This window comes from Pseudarthrobacter sp. TE3704, from assembly GCF_056279405.1.
The window spans coordinates 1-22913 of the sequence record NZ_JBWCCJ010000016.1 but is presented as its reverse complement, the minus strand read 5'-3'; the positions used below and the strand labels follow the sequence as shown (position 1 = coordinate 22913).

24 protein-coding genes are annotated in these 22913 nt (G+C 64.8%); 7 read left to right on the top strand and 17 right to left on the bottom strand.

Annotated features, from left to right (window positions below):
• Positions 1–97: 97 nt before the first annotated feature.
• From ACZ9BC_RS22515 to ACZ9BC_RS22505, 3 genes are all read right to left on the bottom strand, one after another.
• Positions 98–397, bottom strand: a complete 300-nt coding sequence (locus ACZ9BC_RS22515; protein ID WP_476247903.1) for a hypothetical protein — start codon at positions 395–397, stop codon at positions 98–100.
• Positions 398–541: 144 nt separating this feature from the next.
• Entirely contained in the window at positions 542–871 is a 330-nt protein-coding gene (locus ACZ9BC_RS22510; protein WP_476247902.1) for an alpha/beta fold hydrolase, read from the bottom strand.
• A 95-nt stretch (positions 872–966) separates the two neighbouring features.
• Positions 967–1692 (bottom strand): hemerythrin domain-containing protein, encoded by a 726-nt coding sequence (locus ACZ9BC_RS22505; RefSeq protein ID WP_476247901.1) that lies wholly within the window; start codon positions 1690–1692, stop codon positions 967–969.
• Positions 1693–1852: 160 nt separating this feature from the next.
• On the opposite strand from ACZ9BC_RS22505, the gene ACZ9BC_RS22500 reads away from it, so the two are divergent.
• Complete coding sequence (locus ACZ9BC_RS22500; protein WP_476247900.1) at positions 1853–3133, top strand: S8 family peptidase; 1281 nt, start codon at positions 1853–1855, stop codon at positions 3131–3133.
• On the opposite strand, the gene ACZ9BC_RS22495 is transcribed toward ACZ9BC_RS22500, so the two are convergent.
• The 3 genes from ACZ9BC_RS22495 to ACZ9BC_RS22485 form a co-directional block, all read right to left on the bottom strand.
• Positions 3130–3912 carry a GntR family transcriptional regulator gene (locus ACZ9BC_RS22495; protein WP_476247899.1) on the bottom strand — a complete coding sequence of 261 codons (783 nt, stop codon included), beginning with the start codon at positions 3910–3912 and terminating at the stop codon, positions 3130–3132. The two genes, ACZ9BC_RS22500 and ACZ9BC_RS22495, sit on opposite strands and share 4 nt — an antisense overlap.
• 82 nt (positions 3913–3994) lie before the next feature.
• Positions 3995–4759, bottom strand: coding sequence for a class I SAM-dependent methyltransferase (locus ACZ9BC_RS22490; protein ID WP_476247898.1), 765 nt, complete (start codon positions 4757–4759; stop codon positions 3995–3997).
• Between the two features lie 53 nt (positions 4760–4812).
• The gene (locus ACZ9BC_RS22485; protein WP_476247897.1) at positions 4813–5262 is read right to left on the bottom strand and encodes an SRPBCC family protein; all 450 of its coding nucleotides are present in this window, start codon (positions 5260–5262) and stop codon (positions 4813–4815) included.
• Positions 5263–5375: 113 nt separating this feature from the next.
• Between ACZ9BC_RS22485 and ACZ9BC_RS22480 the strand changes: the two genes are divergently transcribed.
• Together ACZ9BC_RS22480 and ACZ9BC_RS22475 are read left to right on the top strand one after the other, a co-directional pair.
• Entirely contained in the window at positions 5376–5720 is a 345-nt protein-coding gene (locus ACZ9BC_RS22480; RefSeq protein ID WP_476247896.1) for an antitoxin MazE-like protein, read from the top strand.
• The gene (locus tag ACZ9BC_RS22475; protein WP_476247895.1) at positions 5717–6043 is read left to right on the top strand and encodes a type II toxin-antitoxin system PemK/MazF family toxin; all 327 of its coding nucleotides are present in this window, start codon (positions 5717–5719) and stop codon (positions 6041–6043) included. The genes ACZ9BC_RS22480 and ACZ9BC_RS22475 overlap by 4 nt, the downstream gene beginning before the upstream one ends.
• 61 nt (positions 6044–6104) lie before the next feature.
• Here the strand turns inward: ACZ9BC_RS22475 and ACZ9BC_RS22470 are convergent, their stop codons facing one another.
• The 7 genes from ACZ9BC_RS22470 to ACZ9BC_RS22440 all read right to left on the bottom strand — a co-directional run bounded on the left by ACZ9BC_RS22470 (position 6105) and on the right by ACZ9BC_RS22440 (position 14380).
• On the bottom strand, positions 6105–7421 hold the full coding sequence (locus ACZ9BC_RS22470) for a Wadjet anti-phage system protein JetD domain-containing protein (protein ID WP_476247894.1): 1317 nt from the start codon (positions 7419–7421) through the stop codon (positions 6105–6107).
• Positions 7393–10821 carry an ATP-binding protein gene (locus ACZ9BC_RS22465; RefSeq protein ID WP_476247893.1) on the bottom strand — a complete coding sequence of 1143 codons (3429 nt, stop codon included), beginning with the start codon at positions 10819–10821 and terminating at the stop codon, positions 7393–7395. Before ACZ9BC_RS22465 ends, ACZ9BC_RS22470 begins: the two co-directional genes overlap by 29 nt.
• Complete coding sequence (locus ACZ9BC_RS22460) at positions 10818–11459, bottom strand: DUF4194 domain-containing protein (protein ID WP_476247892.1); 642 nt, start codon at positions 11457–11459, stop codon at positions 10818–10820. Before ACZ9BC_RS22460 ends, ACZ9BC_RS22465 begins: the two co-directional genes overlap by 4 nt.
• Positions 11456–12898 (bottom strand): DUF3375 domain-containing protein, encoded by a 1443-nt coding sequence (locus ACZ9BC_RS22455; protein WP_476247891.1) that lies wholly within the window; start codon positions 12896–12898, stop codon positions 11456–11458. The genes ACZ9BC_RS22460 and ACZ9BC_RS22455 overlap by 4 nt, the downstream gene beginning before the upstream one ends.
• An 87-nt stretch (positions 12899–12985) precedes the next feature.
• Positions 12986–13384, bottom strand: a complete 399-nt coding sequence (locus ACZ9BC_RS22450) for a type II toxin-antitoxin system VapC family toxin (RefSeq protein ID WP_476247890.1) — start codon at positions 13382–13384, stop codon at positions 12986–12988.
• Positions 13381–13647, bottom strand: coding sequence for a type II toxin-antitoxin system Phd/YefM family antitoxin (locus ACZ9BC_RS22445; RefSeq protein WP_476247889.1), 267 nt, complete (start codon positions 13645–13647; stop codon positions 13381–13383). The genes ACZ9BC_RS22450 and ACZ9BC_RS22445 overlap by 4 nt, the downstream gene beginning before the upstream one ends.
• Positions 13648–13804: 157 nt before the next feature.
• Positions 13805–14380 carry an HNH endonuclease gene (locus tag ACZ9BC_RS22440; RefSeq protein WP_476247888.1) on the bottom strand — a complete coding sequence of 192 codons (576 nt, stop codon included), beginning with the start codon at positions 14378–14380 and terminating at the stop codon, positions 13805–13807.
• A 183-nt stretch (positions 14381–14563) separates the two neighbouring features.
• Between ACZ9BC_RS22440 and ACZ9BC_RS22435 the strand changes: the two genes are divergently transcribed.
• Complete coding sequence (locus ACZ9BC_RS22435) at positions 14564–15043, top strand: nucleoside deaminase (RefSeq protein ID WP_275729175.1); 480 nt, start codon at positions 14564–14566, stop codon at positions 15041–15043.
• 35 nt (positions 15044–15078) lie between these two features.
• Here the strand turns inward: ACZ9BC_RS22435 and ACZ9BC_RS22430 are convergent, their stop codons facing one another.
• Positions 15079–15381 carry a YciI-like protein gene (locus tag ACZ9BC_RS22430; protein WP_476247887.1) on the bottom strand — a complete coding sequence of 101 codons (303 nt, stop codon included), beginning with the start codon at positions 15379–15381 and terminating at the stop codon, positions 15079–15081.
• A 338-nt stretch (positions 15382–15719) separates the two neighbouring features.
• Here ACZ9BC_RS22430 and ACZ9BC_RS22425 point away from each other — a divergent pair, with 338 nt between their 5' ends.
• Positions 15720–17165 (top strand): amidase, encoded by a 1446-nt coding sequence (locus ACZ9BC_RS22425; protein ID WP_476247886.1) that lies wholly within the window; start codon positions 15720–15722, stop codon positions 17163–17165.
• Here the strand turns inward: ACZ9BC_RS22425 and ACZ9BC_RS22420 are convergent.
• The 3 genes from ACZ9BC_RS22420 to otnK are packed head-to-tail and all read right to left on the bottom strand — an operon-like array spanning position 17162 to position 19844.
• Positions 17162–17956 (bottom strand): DeoR/GlpR family DNA-binding transcription regulator, encoded by a 795-nt coding sequence (locus ACZ9BC_RS22420; RefSeq protein WP_476247885.1) that lies wholly within the window; start codon positions 17954–17956, stop codon positions 17162–17164. The genes ACZ9BC_RS22425 and ACZ9BC_RS22420 overlap by 4 nt on opposite strands.
• 14 nt (positions 17957–17970) lie before the next feature.
• The gene (locus ACZ9BC_RS22415; protein WP_476247884.1) at positions 17971–18618 is read right to left on the bottom strand and encodes a class II aldolase/adducin family protein; all 648 of its coding nucleotides are present in this window, start codon (positions 18616–18618) and stop codon (positions 17971–17973) included.
• Entirely contained in the window at positions 18615–19844 is a 1230-nt protein-coding gene (gene otnK, locus ACZ9BC_RS22410) for a 3-oxo-tetronate kinase (protein WP_476247883.1), read from the bottom strand. Before otnK ends, ACZ9BC_RS22415 begins: the two co-directional genes overlap by 4 nt.
• 175 nt (positions 19845–20019) lie before the next feature.
• On the opposite strand from otnK, the gene ACZ9BC_RS22405 reads away from it, so the two are divergent.
• Together ACZ9BC_RS22405 and ACZ9BC_RS22400 are read left to right on the top strand one after the other, a co-directional pair.
• A complete protein-coding gene (locus tag ACZ9BC_RS22405) occupies positions 20020–21399 on the top strand; it encodes a homoserine dehydrogenase (RefSeq protein WP_476247882.1) in 1380 nt (459 codons plus the stop codon).
• Positions 21400–21454: 55 nt separating this feature from the next.
• On the top strand, positions 21455–22822 hold the full coding sequence (locus ACZ9BC_RS22400; RefSeq protein ID WP_476247881.1) for an SLC13 family permease: 1368 nt from the start codon (positions 21455–21457) through the stop codon (positions 22820–22822).
• Positions 22823–22913 lie beyond the last annotated feature (91 nt).

The following is a 22913-nucleotide window of genomic DNA, read 5'->3' as shown; positions in this document are numbered from 1 at the left end:
TCCGTGCACTGCTCTTGGAAATCCCGGCAGGGAGCCGGCTTGGGGGCAAAGACTTGGCCTCCTGTCCGGCACTGGCTCTGCCTAAGCCGGTCCGCCTTCATGCTGCGGCAGGTTCTTCTGCCCGTGCCCAATGCCGCCGGAGCTCCTTGGCCAGGCGCTCAGGTTCCACCCGGTGCGGCGTATCAAGGTGGTGGCGCCGCGGGAACACCTCCAGGTGGAAATCGGGAAAGAAGACCCTGGCCAGCCGGGCCGCAATATCTCCGTAGGCATCCGGGTGGCTCAGGCCGCCCAGGGCGAAGAACACCGGCTGGCTGAAGGCGGCCAGCCGCGACCTGTCCAGGTCATCGGTCCGGAATGCCTCCAAGAACGCGCGGATCCCCGCCGGCCGTTTGGCCATCCACGAGGGCTGGGGTCCCGGCGGTGGAGGAGGAAGGACGACGCCGGGCCTCACCTGCAGCTGCATGAAGGCCGGCATGAGCTGCTCGGCAGGAAGCGCACGCAGCTGCTCATATTCTTTTTGGTGTTGCCGGTATCCCGGACTCTAGTCCCAGGTGCCGGCCCACGGCGGCTCCAGCAGGGCCAGGCTCTGCAGCCGCTCCGGATATTTGGCGGTGAACGCGAGTGCAGCGGCGCCGCCACCGGAATAGCCAACCAGGTGGAACGTGTCCCAGCGGCGGGCGTCGGCCTCGCGCAGGACAAGGTCCACTTCGGTGTCCAGGTTCCAGCCTGGAGGTGGATTGTCCTCGGCGTACAGCTCCAAGTCCTTGGCGACGGCGTCCACGCTGGACCCTAAAACCTCCAGCAGCTTCCCGTATGCGGCGTCAACAGGCAGGACGGCTCCCGGCAGCAGGATGACTCGAAATGGCGCCATAAAAGATACGTTTCCTTGTTGTAGCCCAGCCCGCAGTGAGTGAATATTAGCGATCGTGTATCGCTCCGTCTACCAGTTATGCGTTGCTCTTCCAACTACAGCGTCTCGGGAATCGGGCGTCCCGGGAACAGCGTCGAGTACTGTTTCCGGTACATCCGGCGCCCGATGAGCCGGTAGGCAAGCCGGACCGGCGCGGGGATCTCCTTGAACAGTTCCTTCCGGTCCGCTGGCGGGTTCGTGGCCAGCACCATCCCGAGGTAGCCCACCAGGAACTTATTGCTGACCTGGCTGCTCCCATGCTCCGCGGCTGCCTTCAGTTCCTCCTGGGTCATCACCCGGTCGACGGCGGGCATCACCTCGGTAACCTCACGCCGCAGATGTTCGTTGAGGACGGAGGACAGGTCCTCGTAGCGCTCGGCAAGTTCATTGCCGGTTTCCGCGTCCGCCGTTTCCATCCAACGCAGGCGGATGGGCCCGATCTCCTCCAGCCGCTGGGTGACCTGGCGGTGCTGCTCAAGCATCTGCCCCACGTGCAAGGCGCACGCCGGTGCCCTTTCCTTCAGCTGCGGGTACATGAGCTCGTCCTCGCCCTCATGATGAATGTGGAGCAGTTTGTCGAAGTTCCCCAGCACTTCGCCAACGTAGGACGCGCGGGCAGTATCGCCAGGGTCGGCGGAACGAACCAGGCCAGGCGCCTCGCTGTATGCCCACAGGAAGACGCGGTGGATGCGCCGCATGGACGCCGACCCAGTGCACAGGACCGGCCCCGGTGGCACGGGGGCCGCGGCCTCGCCGGGCTGCATGGTGAAGAAGTCGGTCATGGGTAGCCCCTTACGGTCGTCGTCCGAGACCGGGACCTCTCCCCGCCAGCATCGTAACGACTGCCCTTGTGCCGCACAATCCAATGCCTCTCCCTCCGGTGGGATTAGGTAGGGGAGTTTGCGGGTTTCCCCTACCCAGCCGGGTGCCGGTTGGAGCAAGATGACCCTCATGAAAAAGATCTTTGGTGCCGGTTTCGCGGCGGCAGTGTTGGCGTTTGGGGCAATCAACTCGGCCGTTGTGGGTAACGCGGCTCCTGATCCGTCTCATGTGGCGGGGCAAATCATGGTCAAGTTCCGCGACAAGGCTGGTGCAGCCGGTGCACTGCGCCAGCATGGCCTCTATGAGGGTCCTGCTATCGGGGACACCGGCGCACACCTCATCAAAGTGCCCGAAGGCAAGGAACTTCAGCTCGTCCAGGCGTTGAGCCGAAATCCCGTGGTCGAGTACGCCGAGCTGGACCTGGTGGTCACTGCCGCTACCGCTGACCAGTACTTCGGCCATCAGTACGCGCTGGAAAACACCGGTCAGCCTATTAAGAACACCGTCAACAAGCTCGTCATGGCTGGTGGTACAGCAGACGCGGACGTGGACGCTGTAGAAGCGTGGAGCGTCACCACCGGTAGTGGCGTCAAAGTCGCTGTGCTCGACTCAGGTGTGGCAGCCGACAACCCGGACATCAACCCGAATGTTGTTGACCGGGCAAACTTCAGCAGTTCTGCCACACGGGGTAAGGACCAGGTCGCCGAGGACTATTACGGTCACGGCACGCATGTGGCAGGTATTGTTGCCGCTACCGCTGACAACGGTATTGGTGTTGCAGGTGTATGTCGGGGATGCACGATCCTCGCTGGCAAGGTGCTCAGCGACACCGGGATGGGATCCACCTCGGCCCTTGCAAACGGAATCAACTGGGCGGTCAACAGGGGTGCAAAGGTCATCAACATAAGTCTCGTCGTGGGAGCGTCAGTAACCCTCGAAACCGCTGTAAACAATGCCTGGAACGCTGGTGTGGTGCTTGTTGCAGCCGCAGGAAACGGCGGTAACGAAAACATCTTCTATCCCGCTGCATATCCCAACGTCATCGCCGTCGGCGCCACAGACAACAACGACAAGAAGGCATCGTTCTCCACCTTTGGAAACAGCTGGGTGGACGTGGCAGCGCCCGGTGTCAACGTTTACTCGACGTTCCCGAACCACAGGTTTGCCCTTGCGAGCACTTACAACCGCTCTCAGGGGTACGACGTTGGCAACGGCACGTCAATGTCTGCACCCATCGTTGCTGCCACCGCCGCACTCGTCTGGAGCATCAATCCTGCTGCAAGCCCGCAGTTGGTGCGAGAAAAGGTCGAATTAACCTCCGAGAAGAAGCCCGGCCAAGAGACCGACTGGAAATATGGCAGGGTCAATGCCTGCGACGCGGTTGGTTGTCCACGACCCTAGGACTGCAGCGACTGCATCACCGATAGGTGGCCGGCCCTGGCAGCGATGAGGCACTTCGCGAGGTAGAAGGGCTGGTTGCCGTACCTGACGTACTGGGTGAGGACCAGCACGGGATCGGACGGGCGCAGGTCCAGCAGCTTCGCGCGGCTGGGCCCCACCTGGCTGAGACTGATCTGGCACTCGCCGGGCCCGGGCAGCCGGCCCAGCTGGTTGTTGAGCGCGGCAAGCAAGGTGGCGCCGCCGTCGTCCTCTATGTCCAGGGGCGCGGCAGCGTCCTTGCCGAGGCTGACGGGCTGGGCGGAGATGTTTTCCTGCAGGTGGGCGATGGCCTCGCCGTCGCGGATCAGGACCGATTCCCAAAGCCAACAGTCGGTGCCGGGTTCGACGCCGACGCCGGGGGCGGCGAACTCGGACGCGGGCTGGCGCACCACCTGGATGCGCTTGACCTCGAGCTGCTGCCCGGGGCTGCCGAGGACTTCCTCGAAGGGGCGGATGCGTTCGATGCCGATGCGGGGGAGCGTGTCCGAGACGAAACGTCCGACGCCGCGCCTCGCCCTGATGAGGCCGTCCTCCTCGAGCAGCATGAGGGCTTCGCGGACCACGGTGCGGCTGACTTTCATGTCGGTGCCGAGTTCGGTTTCGGTGGGGATCATGGAGCCGGGCGTGAGGAGGCCGTTGCGGATGGCCTCGGCGATCCGGGAGTACACCGCGACGCGGAGGGGTGAGCCGGGCTGGGCGGCCACCGGCTGGGACAGGAACCGGGCGGCGTCCTGGTGCACGTTATGCCTCGCTTTACTGGGGGAGTTCCAGCTTAACAAGTGCTACCCGTTTGTTGGACAACTGTCGCGTCCGGTGCACTATTTAGGCCTCCGCGAGCACAATCGGCTGGTGGTAGCCGCTGACGGCAGGCATCAACCAATGCGCGGCCCGGAACCCGGCCACCATCAGCAGATCGTCAAGTTTCGCTCGGGTCAGGGCACGGTAGCGGGTGGTGGCAGAGCGCGCATGCCATGACCCGGCCGCGTCTTCGGTGAAGGTGAACAGCTCGATGTCCACGTACTCCGAGTCTTCGGACCACCGCCAGGATTGACCCGATCCATGCCGGGACCCGGCTTTGCCGTGGACCGAGATCGGCATGCCGCCGGGGCGGGTGAGCCGCAACGCGTCGTAGTCGCGGAGGGAGATAAGGAAAAGCCCGCCCGGCCGCAGGCATGCACGGATACTGCCGAGGGCACGCTGCAGGTGCTCGTCGGTGAGCAGGTGTGGGAGGGCGTTGTCGCAGCTGATGACCACATCGAAGGTCCCGTCGACATGGTCACGAACGTCGCGGACGTCGGAGACCGTGAAGTCGACGACAATTCCCCTCGCGGCGGCCTCCACCCGGGCCCGGGCGCCTGCCGCTTTGCTCACGTCTGTTGCTGTCACGTCATACCCAAGCGTCGCCGGCGGCAGGGCCTGGGTTCCGATGCCGCAGGTGCAGTCCAGCAGGCGCCCCCGGGTGATTCCGTGCTGGGCGAGGATGCCGGCGATGACCCGCCCGTGCCACTGCGCCGCTGACCACCAGTCGCCGAAGAGCAGGTGATACTCAGACGCGAGGGCGTTATAGAACTCCTCCGGGGTAGCCATGCCTGCAGCCCCCGCATTCTCAGCCTGCTGCCCAGATGGACTGGCCGGGGGCGTCAGGTGCCCCGGTTTTCTGCCAGCACCCGGCCCAGGGTTTTGAGGTTGCCACGGAGCGACCGGCCCAGCAGCCGGTTTACCAGTGGATCGGGCAGCCGGCCCAGGAGGCCGTCCATGGCGCCGGTCTCAAGCCGCTCCGTGACGCGTGTGCCGCCGTCGGCCGGTTCCAAGGTGAATGTCGCAGTTACGTCGCGCTTACCTTCGACCGAGCGGGACACCATCCGCCGGGGCGGCTCAAATTCGGTGAACTCGACCAACCAGTCGAACTGCTGGCCCATATAGCGGGTGGTTCCGCGGCCTCGCGTTCCCAATCCTGGGGGGCCGTCCCCAACCTGCCCGGACGCAGTGACGAAGGCATCGTAGGCCGAAAGGTTCTCGAAATTCGCCAGGAAATCGAAGACCTCCTGCGGCGGACGGGCAATGGTGACGCTTTCTTGTACTCCAGGCATGGAACTCTCCTTTGAAGCCCTTAGATACAAGATACTGCTTCCTTCAGGCATTGTCACTACTTTTGTAGTAGGGATTTCGGGTACCCCCAATATCGGCCCAAGGCGTAGACCAGATGCCTGGCCGCGGCGTCAGTTACCGGCATCCCTGCTCCCAGGGCAGGTCCTCGGCAGCAGTGCCAGGTCGACCACCTCCAACGGCGGCTCCTTCCCGAGGACTGCTGACAGGCACGGGCGTTACATGTAACGTAAGGGGTATGAGCGTTAGGGACCGTGTTGCGAGGCACAGGATGGCAATGCGGGAGCGGGGATTCCGCCAGATCCAGATGTGGGTGCCCGATGCTCGTACCGCCGAGTTTAAGCGTGAGGCTCAACGTCAGGCCCGCGCAGTAGCCGCGTCTGACCGTGCAACGGACGACCAGGATTTTGTCGATCAGATTTCAGAAGACTGGCCGGAGTGAACCGCGGCGAGTTGTGGACAGTCTCCGGCGGAACCTATGCCCAGAAGCCACGCCCCGCACTCATCATTCAGGACGATCTCTTTGGGGAGTCGGAGTCTGTCACCCTTCTACCCCTGACATCTCACCTCACGGATGCTCCGTTGCTCAGGTTGACCGTTGAACCCGGCCAACTAAACGGCCTGGACCGCGTCAGCCAGATCATGGTGGACAAGCTCACAACCGTGCGCCGCGCCAATCTGGGACACCGGATAGGCCGGGTGGATTCCGAAGCGATGGTGGCTGTTGAGCAATCGCTCGCGGTATTTCTGGGCCTGGCGCATTGACCTCAGGCTGACAGCGAGGACATGTATGCCGCTCCTGCTCCACGATGTCCGATCCTGACCATCAAGATCGAGTTGCAACGATGGACGTCCCAGGGGCAGTGACGCCAAGCTTCTCCAGTGCCCAGTCCCACCTGATCAGCTCCTGTTCAAGGCGAACGTTGGTTCCATAGGCATTGCTGCCGAGAGCCTCGTAGACCTTGTGTTCCTCAGGGGTCAGCCGGGTCAATGTAGCCTTCGACGGCGATGGCTCCTGGCCCCATGCATCCCGGTGCTCCAGCAGTGTCTCTTCCTCCATCAGAAGGCTCACTACGTGCGGATGGACACCGCGCAGTTGGTCGAGGATCCGGAAACCATGGGTATCCAAATCTCCCCAGTACATGACGTGACAATCACGCAGCCAGGTGGCGTCTCGCAGCGACGAAAACCCGTACCCGCCGCCGTAGACAGCCACAGCTCCCGGCCGTTCCGGCAACGCCAGGAAGTTCACCAGGTTCTCGGTCATCAGTACAGCTTTCACCGGAAGATTCAGCGTGCAAAAGGCCTCCGCCGTGACCGTCACATCACGCACATCGCCCAGTAGCGACAGGCCAGGGTCGAGCATCCGGAACCTCACCAGCTCCGGCGGATGCAGGAAGCCATGCCTCGCGGCGAAGCGGGCGGCAGGTGTCCGGGTCATCGGCTGCCCGAGCAAGGACCCTGGTTCCGCCGGGGTCTCTGCAACGCTGTCCTCAGTGGACTCATCAACGGGGAGCGCCGCTGGCCGCAGTGCCTCCAGCAGCTCATCCACCACCTTCCGATGGTTCTCGATGAACTTGGTGTGCACTCCCGGGAGGCTCAACTGCCGGACGTAAACCCCGGGTTTGGGATTGTCGCGGAGCCACAGCCCTACGCGTGCGGCCGTCAACGCATTGGTCCCAAGCTCCAGCAGCTTGAGCGGGCGCCGCAGCGCCCAGGGGGTGAACGCGGAGTCCAAGGCGGCCAGACCGGAGGCAAGTTCAACGCATTTGGCTGCGTCCTTAGCTTTCCCAACAAACGCAATTTCGTCATTGGCGGATGCGAACACGGCGGCAGCGGGCAGCTGGTTGGAACCGACTGTCGTGCGGCCCACCTCCGTTGTCTCCAACGTGAACGGTCCGACGGCGGCATTCAGCTCAGCCGCCCATGCACGCGCCGCCGCATAATCGCGCAGGAGGCCTGCCGCCGTCGGACGCTTTAGAGGACGACGGCGGGGGTACAGTCCGCTGGGTTCCAGCAGCTCGCGCAGCAACGCGCCGCTGCCCCAGGCCTTCAGCGACTGCGCCCGCAGGTCTGCCAGCGTGGTCCAGCCTTGGGCTTTGCCCGCTGAGCCCTCAACCGGCACGGCGGTCCCGCTCGTCACGGTACTCCTGGATGGTCATGTTCCGCAGCTGGGAATCGTTGCCGTTGGTGTTGGCCACGAAGCCCACGTGTGCCACGAACGGTTCGATCACGTGGATCTTCTGCAGCGGCGTGACGATCAGGAGCTGGAGCTTCATCCGCTGGAACAGCTCCAGGCCGTACCGCGCCGACTCGTCGGAGCCACGGCCGAACGCCTCGTCGATCACCACAAACCGGAAGCTGCGGCCCTTGCCGGATGCCTTTCCCAGGCTGGCGCCTGTGCCCTGCCCCGCTCCCAGCCCGAACTGGAACGCCAGCGCCGCCGCCAGGATGGTGTACGCCAGCTTCTCCTTCTGCCCGCCGGACTTGCCGCCGGAATCCGTGAAGTGCTCGAATTCCTCGCCGGTCTCCGTCCACTTCTCGGACGCGGAGAACGTGAACCAGTTCCGCACATCGGTGACCTTGGCCGTCCACCGCTCGTCCAAGTTGGTGAAACCGTCCCGCCCGCGGAACCGTTCGATCAGCCGCTCCACCTGCAGGTACCTCTGCTCCGAGTACTGGTCCTCGTCGCCGATGGTGCCCTCTGAACACGCCCGCAGGTCCGTCCCGAACTGCCGCACATCAAGGTCCGAGCTGTTCTGGTGCTCCAGCTGGATGTGCCGGCCGCGGTTGTACTCGATGGTGGCAAGCGACCGGTTGATCTCAGCGATCCGGTTGACGATGTCCTGCCGGCGGCTGTCCAGGAACGCGTTGAAGGCCACCACCTCGTGGATGGTGTTCTGGTTCAGGGACTCCTTGAAGTGGGCTTCAAACTTGGGCAGGTCGTTCTTCTCCAGCTGGTCCAGCAGCCGTTCGTAGTCGACGGCGGCGTCCAGCGATGCGTCGATGTCCGTGGTCTCGGTGGGGTACTTGTTCCGGAAGTCGGCCATCAGCCGCACCGTGCCGGCCTCGGCCGTGGCCAGCCGTTTGGACAGCGCGTCGATGGTGGCGGTGAGACCGGACCGGACGGTGCTTTCAACCGCCGCCGTGTTCTTATAGGTGAGCACCTTCTCCTCCGACGTTGCGGCGGTGAGGCCGGCGACGGACGCCAGCAGCCCGGCGTCGTCCGTCAGCGGCTGATCCTGCAGCAGGTCACGGCATTCGGCGATGGCCTCCGCGATGTCCCTGGCGTCCTTCTCGTTCGCGCCCAGCCGCTGCTGGAGCTTGCCGGACCGCTCTTCGAGGCGCTGCAGGTCTGTTTTTAGCGCAGCTTCCTTGGCCGCCAGGTCCTGCAGGACGTTGCTGGTGGATTCCAGGGCGCGGCGCTCCTCCTTAAGCTCCTCGACCCGCCGGGCAGTGTCCTGCCAGTTGAGCTCGGCGAATCCGGACACAGACCGCACAATGCCGAGCTGCTGGTTCTTCCGGCCGATGCCACCCAGCTGCCCGTCGACCTTGGCAAGCTGCGCCTCCGCCACCTGGAGCTGGCCCTTGACCTCGTCCAGCTCGGCCAGGAAGCCGTTGATCTTGTCCTGGTTGTCCCAGCCCAGGACGTAGTTCCGCCGGTCCCGGAGGTCCTTGCGGTCGTCCTTTTCGTGCCGGCCGCGGCCGCCCTTCAGCTGTCCGTTGGCGGTCAGCGCCTTGGGATGGCGGCGGAAATCCGCCAGGGTGTCGCAGCAGACGTAGTCGAACCTGCTGGCCAGCTCGTCCATCAGGAAATCGCGGAAGGGGGTGCCCTGCTTGATGGCGATCTTGGCGGCCAGCGTCCCCGGGTCTGCGGGCCTGGGGGAGTGCGAGTCGCCGATCCGAAGGTAGACCAGCCTGCCCTTGAGATTGTTGGAATCCACCCAGCTGCTGACGGCGGCGTAGTGCTCTGACGGCACCAGCAGGGACAACGCGAAGCCATGCAGCGTGCGCTCGGCGGCGCCTTCCCAGGCGGCTTCGCCGTCGCGGACCTTCAGCAGCTCGCCGGCGAACGGCAGTTCCTTCTCCGGGACCCCGGTTCCCTCGCACAGCCGGCGGCGGATCTCCAGCTGCTGCAGCGGCAGTAGGTTCCGCCGGGACTGAAGGCTGGTGAGTTCGGTTTTGAGGTCGGTGGCGCGTCCGGTGAGGACGGTGCGCGTCATGGTCAGTTCGGTGCGGTCCTCCTGGAGCCCGCTGTACTGCTCGGCCAGCCCCGATTCGACGGCGGCCAGCCGGTCCCGGTTGGCGTCGAACAGCACCCTGTCCTCCGGCGGGCGCAGGCCCAGCTCCGCGGCGGCTGCTGCATAGGTCTGGTAGCGGGCACGTTGCGCGCCGGCCTCGGTGGTCAGTCTGGCCACGTCCGCCTCGATGGCGGCAAGCCGGCCGCCGCCGTTGCTGCGGATGTCCTCCACCACGGCATTGATCTGGTGCCGGAGATCCTCGGTGCGGGCAGTGAGGGAAGCGGCTTCTTCTTCCAGCCGTTTGCCGGTGCTTTCCAGTTCCGCCGCGTGTTCCAGGCTCAGGACCAGGCGCTGGTTAGTGAACCAGGGATGCAGCTGGTCGCGCTGGGCACGGGCCAGTTCGTCCTCGGCAGTCAGCGCGGCATGCCTGGCGGCGCCTTCGCGGATGGGCGTCAGCAGACTGATCTGGTCCTTTGCGCGCAGCACGGCGCCGTGGGCTTTCTTGAGGTCGTCGAAGTGGCTGATCAGCTTGCTGATGCGGGCTTCGACGTCATCCTCGTCCAGCATGTTGGTGCGCACGAAGGAGGTGATGTTCTCCACCTGCTTCATGGACACCGTACGGTGGAACAGCTCCATTGCCTGGTTTCCGCTGATGCCGAACTGCCGCTTGAAGGCAGCCGCGTAGGGTTCGAAGGTGTCGTGAACCGCCGCTCCGCCAGCCTTCAGCTTTTTCTTCAGCTTGTACGGGTCCTGGCCGAAGTTGGAGAAGTGCTCGGCGATGGACTGGTCCGTCTCCGCCAGGGAGTAAAACCGGTTGGGCTGCCCGGCCTCCTGCACCGCCCACAGCGTGATGGCCAGCGTGACGGACTTGTTGAGGACTGCGTTGTGGAACACCCCGAGGACCACGGTCAGCGCGCCCGTCCCGCGGAGCGACACCGGCTTGGAGTTCTCACCGCCCGTGCTGCGCGTGCTCTTGTGGTACCCCCGGACGTAGGACATGAGGGAGCGCTCCTTCTTCTGCGCGCCCGCGGCCTTGTTGTACTCGATCTTGTTGGCCGGCAGCAGGAGGGTGGTGATGGCATCCACCACCGTCGACTTGCCCGAGCCGATGTCACCGGTGAGGAGGCTGTTGGCGCCGTCGAGCCGGAACGTGCGCACTCCCTGGTGGAACGTGCCCCAGTTAAGCAGCTCCAAACGGTGCAGCCGGTAACCCGGGGGAGTGCCGGCGTCGTCCGCTGTTTCCTCCGCCTGCCCAGGCGCCTCTTCCAGGCTGAACAGGCTGTCCTGCAAGTCTGCCGTCACGGGAGGTCCCCTTCGCTGGTGCCGGCGGCGGTATCCGGCTGCGGCGTTCCGGTGAGGGATGCGCGGTAGTCAGCCAGCCGCGCGTCGAACTCCTCCAGCCACTGCGCGTCCACGTACGCCTTCAGTATCCGCGCCACTTCATACGTATTCGTTTGGCCTCGCAGTTTGCGGAGGAACCCCAGCTCCACCACCTTCTTGATGTTCCCGGCCAGCCGGTCCAGGATCCGTGCCTGGTTGCTGGATTCCGGGAGGAAGACGGCCACCATGTCAGTGATTTCCTGCTCCGTCATGATGAGGCGGAGTTCGCTGCTGTTGGTATCGAATTCGAGCATGCGCTTGCGCAGCAGAGCCAGCAGGAGGCTGACATCGAAGGTAAGCCTGCGCCGTTGAACCAGGCGCGGCAGGTTGCCCTCCGGGTCCTCCCGCGACCGCAGGAACGCGTACCCCTCCGACTCGTCCAGGATCAGGTCCAGGCCCAGTACGGCCACGTAGTCGCGGGTTTGCGATTCCAGCCCAAGGAGTGACTGCCACACCTTCTCGTCCGACTCGGCGTACACCACGCCGCGGAACAGCCGGGTGACGACGCCTGGGAGTTCCTCGGGCGTCCGGCTTGCGTTGAGTTCCGTAATGTCGGTCATGCTGGCCTCACAAAGATGATCTGGTCGATGGTCGCTTCACGTATGCTGCCGTCGGGCAGCTGCCACTGCAGCTGCTGGGGTAATTTCTCGTCGATGCTGGCCCACTCCGACTCACTGGCCAGCTGGTAGTACGCCACAATCTCGGCAAGGCCCTGCTGCAGTGGGTGGGCCTGCGTGATCTCCGCCAGGGTTGCCTGTTCTGCCTCCGCGAGCACGCTGTCCACATTGGCTTTCAGCCGTTCCTTGTCCACGTGGAACTGGCTGAACAGGGCATCTGCGTCCACGTCGGTATCATCGGCGGCGACAACGGCGTCGTCCACCATCACCTTCTGGCTGGGTTCATACAGCGGGCGCTCGAAGGGCAGTGCCACGTCCACGGACTGGGCGGCAATGTCCATAAAATCGCCCGAAGGCGGCGCCTCCCGGGTGCCCAGCGCGCCGGATTCGATGCTGCGGATCAGCCGCATGATGCGCTTGTTTTCGAGGAAGACTTTGTCGTCGAGCAGCCTTCGCATCTGCTCGGAGAGCTGCCGGACAGTTGCCTGGGTTTGGTCGACGGCGGGCAGCCAGTCCTGGTGCAGCGTGGTCACGGCCTGCAGGTCCTCGACACCTGAGAGCGCCTCGATCTGGGTGGCGCGTTGCAGCAGGTCCTGCAGTTCCAGGCGCAGCTGCGGCGACATCAGGTAATCCCAGAAGCCCTGGAACGTCCGGCCCTGGAGGGAGCTGCTGATGCCCTGCTGGTTGGCGAAGATGGTCTCCAGGAGCTCGCCCTGGCTGCCCTCCCACGTGGCGATCTGTTCGCGGACCTGCCGGTCCAGCTTGCGGAAGTTCTGTTCGACTTCGCGGAAGTCTGCGAGGAGGTCCTTGGCCAGGGTGGTGAGCTGCTGGAAGTGGTCCAGTGCCTCCGGGGCGGTCATGACCTTGATGTTGCCGTCCCTGATGCGCTGCATCTCGGAGTCGATTCCGTCCCGCTGGCGCTGGAGCTCCGCCAGCCGGACTTCCGGATCTGTTTCGGACTGCTGCACCAGGGCTTTGAGGACAGCGAAGATGCTGGTCAGGCGCGACTGCGTTGCTACAAAATCCCGGCCGCGCAGGCTCTCCACCCAGCGGACCACGTCCTCAGCCGCCGGCGTCAGGTCGTAGTGCGGCTCGTCGTGGCCCGGCACGTAGTACTTTCGGAGCCACGCCCGTTCCGGTGCGGCCCAGTCGTCAAGGTACTCACCTGCCGGCCGGGGGAATTTGTCCTCGCCGTAAACGTCGCGCAGGCCGAACAGGACGTCGTCCAGGTGATCGACGAGTTCCTGCCGGCCGATGTCCCGTTGGTTGGGGGCGGTGAAAGCCTTGATGAAGAAGGAGATGGCCAGCGGGGCGTTCTGTGCGCGGAGCAGGGACCAGCCTGGGTGGTTCTCACGCAGTTGGTTGATGGCGTAGAAATCCATGGAAGTCCTCGGGGCGGCGAACTGATAGCCCTAAGCTACACGGGGCTGCCGACAATGTGAGTCTGGGCAGCAGTGGTTGCAGCCGGATTACGGGGTGATTCCGGGTGTCACAACATTCAGTCCTGAATTCGTAGCAGCGGCCACGAGTTCAGCGTCGAAGGCCACAAGGATGTCTGCCTGGATTCGAATTGCAGCGGCCAGATGGATGGCATCCGCGCTGCGCAGCCTGCCGGGCAGGGCAGCTGCATACATCAGATCCGAGCGGGCGAGGTCAATGAGGTTGATACTTCCCAGTACGGTATTGACGAGTCCGCTCGGAATTCCGCGGCGATGCGCAGCGCAATGGAGCTCTGTGTAGAGAAGCATCGACGCCACCAGATGGTTGCCCTGTGCGAGCGTTGTTGTGACGTACTCGGCCGTTGCAGCTGATTCCTTCTCCTCAACCAGCAGTTTCAGCACAGCGGACGTGTCGACGTAGACGATCAACGGTCACCGCGGAGGTCGTCCAGAATATCGGCGGTGCTGTCTTCCGTGACGACGCGTGGCAGCGTCCGGAAGTCAACGGGTCCGGCTACGGATGGTCGCACTTGTCCGGCCCGGAGCAGACGTTCGAATGGCGAAGCCGAGGGCGGGATCAAGGTAGCCGCAACTTCTCCATTGTTAGTGACGTCGATGGTTTCACCGTTTTTCACGCGCTCCAGAATCTTGCTGCTTTGGTTGCGCAGTTCGCGGTGGGGAATTGTTGCCATGGCTGCCCTCCGTAGCAAGTGTAGCAATGCCCGAGGGTGTACGGAGGGGGCACCACGTGCGCCCTAAGGAGTGGGCGTCGGCATCCTCAAACCCCGACGGAAGCCACCTCAACTGCAATGAGAGGCGTTGGGGTAGACGCGTCGGCAGCGAACCTACCTAGGGGAGCGCCTGCCGCTCACCGGCACTGACCGAGGACGACGGCGGAACGTAGTCCCGCCGTCGTCGTTCCAAACGTTGCTGCTGGCCCGGCGACGGGATCCTGGCATGCTTCGCGCTGTTGCACTTGGCGCAGGCTGCGACGAAGTTCTGCAGGCTGGTGGAGCCGCCCTTGGACCAGGGGTAGAAGTGGTCGCCGTGCTCGGCGGGTCGGGCGCAGCGACGACCCAGTCCGCTTTCCATCTCGCACTGGCCTCCGGCCCGGGCCATCCCCTCGCGGCGCTGCTGGCGGGTGAAGCGGCGTACCGGGTCCCGGCGTCGTACGTCCCGGCGGTTTAGGACAGCACCCACAATGCCCAGCAGGACAACGGCAACGCCCGGAAGAGCGACCGCCGCGACGGCGCCGTCCACCATGCCGCGCAGAACCTCCGCGGCAGAGGACGGTGCCGTTCCGGTGGCAGATGTTCCCTTCGGCATCAACGCCGACATCACGGAGACGGCGAGCCACACCATCAACGCCGAGTGCGCCAGGCGAAGGCCCTGTCGTGTCCAGTAGATGCGGCCCAGTTCCTGCATCGATTCCCCCATTTTCAGTTATCCGGAGGCCCCGGTCCCGGATGTCCAGGAAATCGTATAGGCCGACCGCAGGCCGGTGTCCCAGGATTAGCTCAGTTTTGCCGAGTTTCCCTGCCCCAGTGGTGGCCGGGTCAGCGATGTGGCGGCCCAGGGTAGTGGGAACAGCTGTGCGACAATGACGCCATGACCCACGAGCAGCCTCAGTCCGCCGAGCTGGAACTGGACAGCACCGACCTCTCCGCATTCGAAGCCGCCTATCAGGCCGCACAGAAGAGCTTGGCCGAGGGCGGCATCCCCATCGGGGCTGCGCTCGCACGGGATGGCGTGGTGATCGCGGGCGGCCACAACGAACGCGTCCAAAACGCCGATCCAATCGCGCACGGGGAGATGTCCGCGCTCCGCGCAGCCGGGCGGCAGAAGAGCTACCGCGACGCCACGCTGTACACCACCCTCGCCCCGTGCGCCATGTGCGCCGGAACCATCATCCAGTTCAAGATCCCACGCGTGGTGGTGGGGGAAGCGCGAACGTTCGACGGCGAGCTGGAGCTTCTGCGGTCACGCGGCGTTGACGTGGTGATCCTGGATGACCCGCGTTGCGTGGACATGATGGGCAGGTTTCAGGACGCCCACCCGGAGCTGTGGGCGGAGGACATCGCCGAGTAGCCTCGGTCCTGCTGCGACTCGGTGGGTAATGGGACTCAGGAGCGAACGGATGTGGCCGCTTCTTTTCCTACCACCGTTGTCCAGGGGCGGGCGGTCCACGACGTCACGACGCCACCGGTGACGTAGGGGTCGGCAGCTGCGAAAGCTCGTGCGGCCTCGAGTGCGTTCTCGCCGGTGAAGATCAGCAGGCCACTGAAGGGTCCGTCACCCACGGCTCCACCCAACAGAAGCTCGCCCCGTTCGACTGCTTCCCAGGCCGCCTTGAGGTGTTCTGCGCGGTACTTATCGCGAATTTCAAGGTAGTTGTCCCCGTAAGAGTATTCGAGCACGGCGTGCATGTGTATCCGTCCATTTCGTTGAGTTTCTCGCTCGTTGTAGAAGAAGCGTAACCACCGGGACTCAAGCCGCTACCCCAGCCACCTCAACCCTTGCCCCCGCGTCCCGGAACTTTGCACTCGGGCGGGGGCCCCCGTCGTTCGTCACCAAAGTCCACGACAGCACCAGCCGCGCGCAGCGGGGAGTGTCTTCTGGCGGACACCGTCCTGATACATTCGGTTCAAGCAGCCGTACGTGCCCCGTGAGGGCTATGAAGTGCGGGACCACCGACACCCAATGGGAGCGCTGCACGTGACAATAACACCGAGGCTTCCCGGCCCGAAACAAGCCCGGTGCGCGCGTGCAGGACGATAACCTGCAGGGTACTGGTCCGCTGGAGACCGCACTCCGCGACGCCACCGCGCTCGCCTCCGCGGTGCGCACGGGTGAAGCCTCCGCCGAGAGCGTCCTGGCGGAGTCGCGGTCCCGGGCCGATGCAGCCCCCGCTCTTTGTGCCTTCATCCAGGAGGACTGGGACGGGGCCGCCGTTGCCGCGAGGGAGGTGGACCGCCGACGGGCCCATGGCGAGGAGCTGGGGCCACTGGCCGGTGTTCCACTCAGCGTCAAAGACGTTATCTCTGTGGCAGGTCTGCAGCTGACCGGCGGCAGTGCCGCATACGCCGGAAACATCGCCTCATTCACTGCCACTGCTGTGCGGCGCCTGCAGGAGGCGGGTGCCGTGGTGATTGGCAAAACCAATTGCCCCGAGTTTGCGTTCGGTGCCATCACCGAGAGTGCCGTCGGTGGCCGGACGCTCAACCCCCGGTTTCCCGGTGCGACGGCGGGTGGCTCGAGCGGGGGAGAGGCTGCCGCCGTCGCTGCCGGCATTTCAGCGCTCGGCCTGGGCACCGACTACGGCGGATCACTGCGGTGGCCGGCGCAATGCGTGGGTATCACCGCCCTGCGGCCCACCCCGCGTTCAGTTCCTGACCTGGGAATCGTTCCGGGAGCGGGCGGCTGGTACGGGGGCAGCAACCCGTACACGCCCGGCGCCCGCCTTCAGGCCGCCACTCAGGTCATTGGGCCGCTCGCACGATCAGTGCGGGACCTGCGGACGGCGCTCGCAGTGCTTACGGATCTACGCCTCGTGGTTCGGACTTCAATCGCCGGGGCCGTCCCCGGCAATATTGCGGTTGCATGGAGTGATGGTTCCGCCTTGGGGCCGGTACGGCGTGAAGTGTCAGAGATGATCGCGTCCTTGGCGGAGCTGATCGCGCCGGAGGTCCGGACAATGACGCACATACCGGATCTCTTTGCGGGATCGCTGGCAGCCTATAACCGGCTCCGTCCTCTTGATCCGATGGTTGATCATGCCGCGGCTGTCGCCGGCCGGGAGCACCTGATCCTTCCTGCGAACCTCGACGTAATCCGGCGCTCCATGCAAACCGAAGCATGGGAACTCGAAGCGGCTGTTGCCGAATCCGAACAGACAAGAAGGCGGGACTTGGCCGTCTTCGATACCGCTGACATCGTCCTCCTGCCGGTGGCCGGCGGTCCTGCCTGCGACGTGTCCGGAAAGCTGGACATTGACGGGCAGTCGATTTTTGGCTGGGACATCATGGGCCAATGCAGGGCTGTAACCATGGTGGGCGCACCTGTTGTTTCGCTGCCCGTCGCGTTCTCATCCGAGGGCCTGCCGCTGTCTGTCCAGGTTGTTGCACGGCCGGGGGCGGATGCGCTGGCGTTGGACTTTGCCGAATGGCTGGAGGGGTTGACTGCGGTAGCCATGCCGGCCTCGCGGAACTAGGAAGACGTAAGACTCGCGCGGACCACTTCGACGCCCAGTCCCTGGATTTGCCGCGCCGCGGTCTCGTCCAGGCCCGCGTCGGTGATGATGATGTCGAGCTCGTCCAGGGCGAGTGCCCGGTACTTCGCGTAGCGCCCGAACTTGCCGCTGTCCGCCAGCAGGACCGTCTTCTCCGCAGACGCCATGGCCGCGCGCTTCGGGTCGATCTTGGCCTCAACCGGCGTTGTCACTCCGTGCTGCACGTCCCAGGAACTCGAGGACAGGAAGGCGATGTCCAGGGACAGTTCGGCGAGTGTGAGCGCTGCGAGCCGGCCGATCATCGATTTGTTGTCCCGGTCCACCCGGCCGCCAACACAAATCAGATCGATCCCCGGGTATTCCAGAAACGTGTTCGCTGTGGCCAGGTCATTCGAGACGATGGTGAGGTCTTTCCGGTCCTGAAGGTAAGGGCTCATGGCCTGGACCGTGGTGCCGGCATCCAGGTAGATCGTCATGGAGTCTGTCACGAGCTCTGCAGCGTCCCGGGCGATGGCCGCCTTGGCCGGCAGGTCCGTCCCTTCCTTCACCGAGCGGCGCGGTTCCTGCAGCAGCTTGGTCACGGCAAGCACACCGCCCTGCGTTACCTGGACCTTTCCCTCATCGGCGAGGGCGGCGACATCGCGGCGCGCGGTCATGTGGCTGACACCCAGCTGTTCGGTGATTTCCCGGTAGCTGAGTACACCCTGGCTGCGCAGGTGCTGAAGGATCTGCTGCCTGCGCTGTTCCGGAATTAGTGATGTCGCTTTTGCCATTGGTGCCTCCCCGGTCAATTTACCGGAGAATGCGTCCACGGACTGTTCCACCGGTCGGCGAGCTCACGGACCTGATCGGTGGTTAGTTCACGGCGTGGAGAGTTTTCCGTCAGGAGGGCGATCCGGCACGCCTCCTCCAGTTCGGCTGCGCGTTCGACGGCGTCACCCAGGTCCCTGCCGGACACGACGGATCCGTGGTTAGCGAGCAAGGCGGCGCGGAACGGGCCGGGTGCCGTTCGGATGTCTTCGCCGAGTGCGGCGTCGCCTGGGTGCCGATAGGGCAGGAGAGGGGTCTGACCGACGCGCATGACGAAGTACGGAGTGAGCGGCGGAATGGCGTTGCTTTCCGCCCAAGGGCTGCGGCAGGACATGGCTACTGCCTGGGGCGAGTGCAGGTGGACGATCGCCTGGTGCTCCTCGCCGCGGCGGTAGAACCCAACATGCAGCGGAGTTTCCTTGGATGCGCGGGCGCCGCCCAGATGCACACCCGAGAGGGAGACCTCGGCGATGTCCGCGTCCGTCAGGCGTCCCAACGATGCTCCAGTACCTGTCACCAGTATGGTGTCCCCGTCCCGGATGCTCAGGTTGCCGGTGGCTCCCGGGCTCAAGCCCATCTCAACGAGGCGGCGCCCTGCGGTGATCAGTTCTTTACGTGCACTCATGCCCAGCGCTCCCAAGCCGTAGTAAATAGGTCAACGTCACCGAAATTGCCGCTCTTGAGTGCGAGGGCGATGGTGCGCCCACTCGTCTCCGCCGCGGACCAGCACACTCCGGGCGCCAGTTCCGGGCCGATCTGCAGCGACTGGATATCCAGTCCGCGCACCACGGCTCCACTGGTCTCGCCACCCGCGACGATGAGTCCCGACAGGTTCCCGTGCGCAAAAAGCTGCCGGGCAATTTCCGTCAGCACGCGTTCGACGACGGGAGCCGCCTCGACGCCGTCGATCCGGGGCCGGACATCGTCACGGTGGCGGGCCGCGCAGACAATGGGCGTGGAGTCAGCCGGCTGGGCCAGGACCCAGGCCGCTAGCTCGGCGGCGGCAGCGTCGGGATCAGCGATAGCGGCCGCCATATCCACCTGGCATACCGGCTGGGTCCGTGCCGCGTGCGCGATCTGGCCCAACGTTGCGCTGGATACGCTGCCGCACAGAACTGCCCCGCGTCCCCGAGGCGGCGGAGCCCAGGAAGCCTCCGCCCCGCCGGGTCCTGTAATGCCAAGCGCCAGCCCTGACCCGCCGGACACCAGCAGGTCATCCGCGGTGGCATCCCCGATGACTGCCAGGTCTTCATCGTCGATGGCGTCGACAACGACGTAGAGGGCCCCGGTGGCATTGATGGCGGCGCGCAACGCCGTCTGCCCTTCGCGCACGCTTTCGCGCGTGACTTCACCGACGCTGTGGGACGTCTGCGGACGGAGGAGGTCGGCGACGCGGGAGCGGGTCATGGGAGTCAGCGGATGGTGGCGCATGGACGAGTTCTCCAGGAGCTCGGTCCCTACAAAGAGGTGGCCGTTATAGACAGTGCGGTGATTGGCCGGCAACGAAGGAACCACCACGCACCGTTCCACACCAAGTTCGTCAGAGACGGCGTCGAGAACCGGCCCGATGTTGCCCTCATCCGTGGAATCGAAGGTTGAGCAGTACTTCACGTAGAAGCGGCGTGCACCCCAGGTGCGGAGACGGCGCAGCGCATCAAGCGAGGCAGCCACCGCCTCCTCCTTGGTCTCGGACCGGCTCTTCAAAGCGATGACGACGGCGTCAAGCCCGGGCAGTTGTTCGGAGGTGAGTGCGCCGTCTTCAATGACGACAACCACTCGGTGACCAGAGCGACGGAGCATGGTGGCTATGTCCGTGGCGCCGGTGAAGTCATCAGCGACGATTCCGAGCACGTTCGTTCCTTTCTGGACCATCAGCCAAGCGCCGGCGGTCGGAGACGACTGTAACACCCGAACGATAACCATTGTTAAGAATTGGTAAGTTCTTGTACGTATTTAGATTGTGTGTCACAGTGATTCCCGGCACGTTCGAAAGTCGGACGGTGCTCACGAAGATTTGGAACCCACCGTGATCCTCCCTCACCGCGCTCGACGACGAGATCCCATCCGCGTAGCCCTCACGGGGGCAAACGGCGGTTACGGACGCACGTTCCTCGCCCAGCTGTCCCACACGCCCGAAATCCTGCCCGCCATCCTCATCGATCCCGACATCAATGGCGTGCTGAAAATGCTCGATGAGCTGGGTATCCCCGCGCACCGCGTGGCCGGGTCCATCGATCCCGCCCACACAGCGGAAATTGTTGCTGATGGCCGGATCGCCCTCATTGCCTCCGCCGATGCCCTGGATTGGTCAAACATCGACGTACTCGTCGAAGCCTGCGGGCGCGTGGGTGTCGGCTCCGCCTACGCCGAAACCGCACTGGACAACAACACCCACGTCGTCATGGTGAGCAAGGAAGTCGACACTGTAGTGGGCGTTGAACTCAGTGCGCGGGCGGCCAGCAAGGGGCTGAGCTATCTCCCGGGCGACGGTGACCAGCCGGCAAACCTGCTGCGCCTCGTTGACTGGATTGCCGCCGTCGGACTCGACATTGTGGCCATCGGGAAGGCGGGGGAGTACGACCTCCAGTTCGACGCGGCGACCGGCTGCGTCACGCAGGCCGGCGAGACTATCGATGCACCGCAGCTGGCCGGGCTGCTGAGCCTCGGCGAGGATGTCGCCGGAACCTTGGGCAGGCGAGCTGAGGCCGTCAGCTCCCTGAAGCGTGCCGCTGCCGCGGATTCCTGCGAAATGACGGTGGTGGCCATGCGCACCGGCATGATGGCCGACGTTGAGGCCATGCACTACCCGGTGGCCCGCATCGATGAACTTGCCGACATCTACGCCGCACGCGCGGACGGGGGCATCACCGAAAACGACGGCGTGGTGGACGTCTTCTCGGCCCTGCGGCTACCCGGCGAGGCCAGCTTCGCCGGGGGAGTCTTCGCAGTGGTCCGCACCGGCGACCCGGTGACCTGGGAAATCCTGCGCGGCAAGGGCCACGTGCTCAGCCGCGACGGCAAGTACGCGTGCATCTACTGGCCGTACCACTACATGGGGGTGGAGACACCGCTGACGGTGCACGCCGCCGTCGACCGCGTTATTGCCCCTGCCGCCCAGCCGGGCATGGTCCTGGCCGGCCGCGCCCTGCAGGATCTCCCCGCAGGCACAGAACTTGCCGTGGCCGGACACCACCACGAGATCGCCGGCGTTGCGCCGGTGATGATCGCCACCGATCCTGCTGCCTCCCCGTTCTACCTGCTCGACGGCGCCCGCCTCACCCGCCCCGTGGCCCAGGGCGACCTCATTGGACTTGAGGACCTCGACGGCGTGGACGCCCGGGCCCTCGACCTCTACCTCGCGGGAGCCTCCCGTGGGACGAACCACCTGATCGGAGTAAATCAATGACGTTCTTTGCTTCCTATGTCCCGCACAAGGTGCCCGTCCTTTGTGAGCGGCAGGTATGAGTCCCGAAATCATCGCCCTGATCGGGCTGGCGCTGGTGTTCACCATTTCCTCGGTGCGCAACGTCCACATGGGGGCGCTCGCCCTGGTGGCGGCCTTCATTATCGGCATCGGCGTTGTGGGTGAGAGCCTGAAGGAAGTCCTCGGTGGCTTCCCGGTGGACGCCCTGGTCATTCTGGTGGGGATCACCTACCTGTTCGGCATCGCCCATGAAACCGGCACCATCAAATGGCTGGTGGACCGTTCACTCGACCTCATCGGCGACCGCGTGGCCCTGCTGCCCTGGGGCCTCTGGGCCATTGCCTCGGCCGTGGCCTGCATGGGCACCTCCCATGCCGCGTTCGCGGTGGTCCCGATCGCCATGACGCTCGCCCACAGCCACCGCATCAACTCCACCATGATGGGCATCGCCATGAGCTCGGCGATCGTCGGCGGCGCTCTGGCCCCCACGAGCATTGTGGGCATCACCGTGCAGACCGTAGCCTCCGAGGCCAACGTTCCGTACAACGCGGCGCTGATGTTCGGGCTCTCCATCGGTGTTAACGCACTGGTTGTCCTGGTGGCCTTCTTTATGTTCGGCGGGCGTGAACTTATTGCCCGGACGCGTGCAGGTTCGGCCGGCCGGTCTTCAGGCGGATCTTCGCCGGTAGGCAGCGCAGGCGGCGGCTCCGGTGTTCGGGCGGAAGGCGGTGGAACGCTGACGCTGGACCGGACCGAAACCCGGGTGGACGCCGCACCGCGGCCCAAGCTGCTGCCCATGCAGCTGCTCGTTATCGTCTCAATCTTTGTGCTCGTGATCGGGTTCTTCACGCTCAACCAGCTCGACGTCGACGTGAACCTCGGCGTTGTGGCACTCACCATCGCAGTAGTCATCGCCCTGGTGGATCCGGGCGTGGGACGCAAGGCCATCGGCCGCATCGACTGGAGCACCACGCTGCTGCTCGGCGGCATCATCACCTACGTTGCCGTTCTCACCCGCCTTGGCGCCATCGACCAGCTCGGTGAAGCTGCCCGCTCGGTCAGCCAGCCGCTGCTCGCCGCGTTCGTTATCTGCGTCATCGCTGCCCTGGTCTCCGCCTTCGCCTCAACCATCGGCATCATCGGCGCCCTGATTCCGCTCGCGGTTCCGCTGCTGGTTCCCGGCGGCGGGCTGGAAATGACGGGCTTCATCTACGCGCTGGCCATCTCCGCGTCCCTGGTGGACTGCGCACCCTTCGGAACAACCGGCGCCACCATCGTGGCGTCCACCGTGGAGGAGCACCGGCCCACCGTCAACCGGCACCTCACCATCTGGGGCCTTTCGATGGTGGTCATCGGGCCGGTCATCACACTGGGTGTCCTGGTGGTTCCGTTCCTCTGGGCCTAGGGCGTGTCTCCTAAATGGGCGGTGTTCGGTTGATTAACTGGGCTGGTGTCGCGTTTCCAGATTTTTACCGATGAGCAGTGGGCCCGTGTCG

What these genes read in the sequence shown, in the direction of transcription:
- ACZ9BC_RS22515 (WP_476247903.1), bottom strand. Translation starts at nt 397, where the DNA reads ATGGCCAAACGGCCGGCGGGGATCCGCGCGTTCTTGGAGGCATTCCGG.
- ACZ9BC_RS22510 (WP_476247902.1), bottom strand. Translation starts at nt 871, where the DNA reads ATGGCGCCATTTCGAGTCATCCTGCTGCCGGGAGCCGTCCTGCCTGTT.
- ACZ9BC_RS22505 (WP_476247901.1), bottom strand. Translation starts at nt 1,692, where the DNA reads ATGACCGACTTCTTCACCATGCAGCCCGGCGAGGCCGCGGCCCCCGTG.
- ACZ9BC_RS22500 (WP_476247900.1), top strand. Translation starts at nt 1,853, where the DNA reads ATGACCCTCATGAAAAAGATCTTTGGTGCCGGTTTCGCGGCGGCAGTG.
- ACZ9BC_RS22490 (WP_476247898.1), bottom strand. Translation starts at nt 4,759, where the DNA reads ATGGCTACCCCGGAGGAGTTCTATAACGCCCTCGCGTCTGAGTATCAC.
- ACZ9BC_RS22485 (WP_476247897.1), bottom strand. Translation starts at nt 5,262, where the DNA reads ATGCCTGGAGTACAAGAAAGCGTCACCATTGCCCGTCCGCCGCAGGAG.
- ACZ9BC_RS22480 (WP_476247896.1), top strand. Translation starts at nt 5,376, where the DNA reads ATGCCTGGCCGCGGCGTCAGTTACCGGCATCCCTGCTCCCAGGGCAGG.
- ACZ9BC_RS22460 (WP_476247892.1), bottom strand. Translation starts at nt 11,459, where the DNA reads ATGACCGACATTACGGAACTCAACGCAAGCCGGACGCCCGAGGAACTC.
- ACZ9BC_RS22455 (WP_476247891.1), bottom strand. Translation starts at nt 12,898, where the DNA reads ATGGATTTCTACGCCATCAACCAACTGCGTGAGAACCACCCAGGCTGG.
- ACZ9BC_RS22445 (WP_476247889.1), bottom strand. Translation starts at nt 13,647, where the DNA reads ATGGCAACAATTCCCCACCGCGAACTGCGCAACCAAAGCAGCAAGATT.
- ACZ9BC_RS22440 (WP_476247888.1), bottom strand. Translation starts at nt 14,380, where the DNA reads ATGCAGGAACTGGGCCGCATCTACTGGACACGACAGGGCCTTCGCCTG.
- ACZ9BC_RS22435 (WP_275729175.1), top strand. Translation starts at nt 14,564, where the DNA reads ATGACCCACGAGCAGCCTCAGTCCGCCGAGCTGGAACTGGACAGCACC.
- ACZ9BC_RS22430 (WP_476247887.1), bottom strand. Translation starts at nt 15,381, where the DNA reads ATGCACGCCGTGCTCGAATACTCTTACGGGGACAACTACCTTGAAATT.
- ACZ9BC_RS22420 (WP_476247885.1), bottom strand. Translation starts at nt 17,956, where the DNA reads ATGGCAAAAGCGACATCACTAATTCCGGAACAGCGCAGGCAGCAGATC.
- ACZ9BC_RS22415 (WP_476247884.1), bottom strand. Translation starts at nt 18,618, where the DNA reads ATGAGTGCACGTAAAGAACTGATCACCGCAGGGCGCCGCCTCGTTGAG.
- ACZ9BC_RS22400 (WP_476247881.1), top strand. Translation starts at nt 21,455, where the DNA reads ATGAGTCCCGAAATCATCGCCCTGATCGGGCTGGCGCTGGTGTTCACC.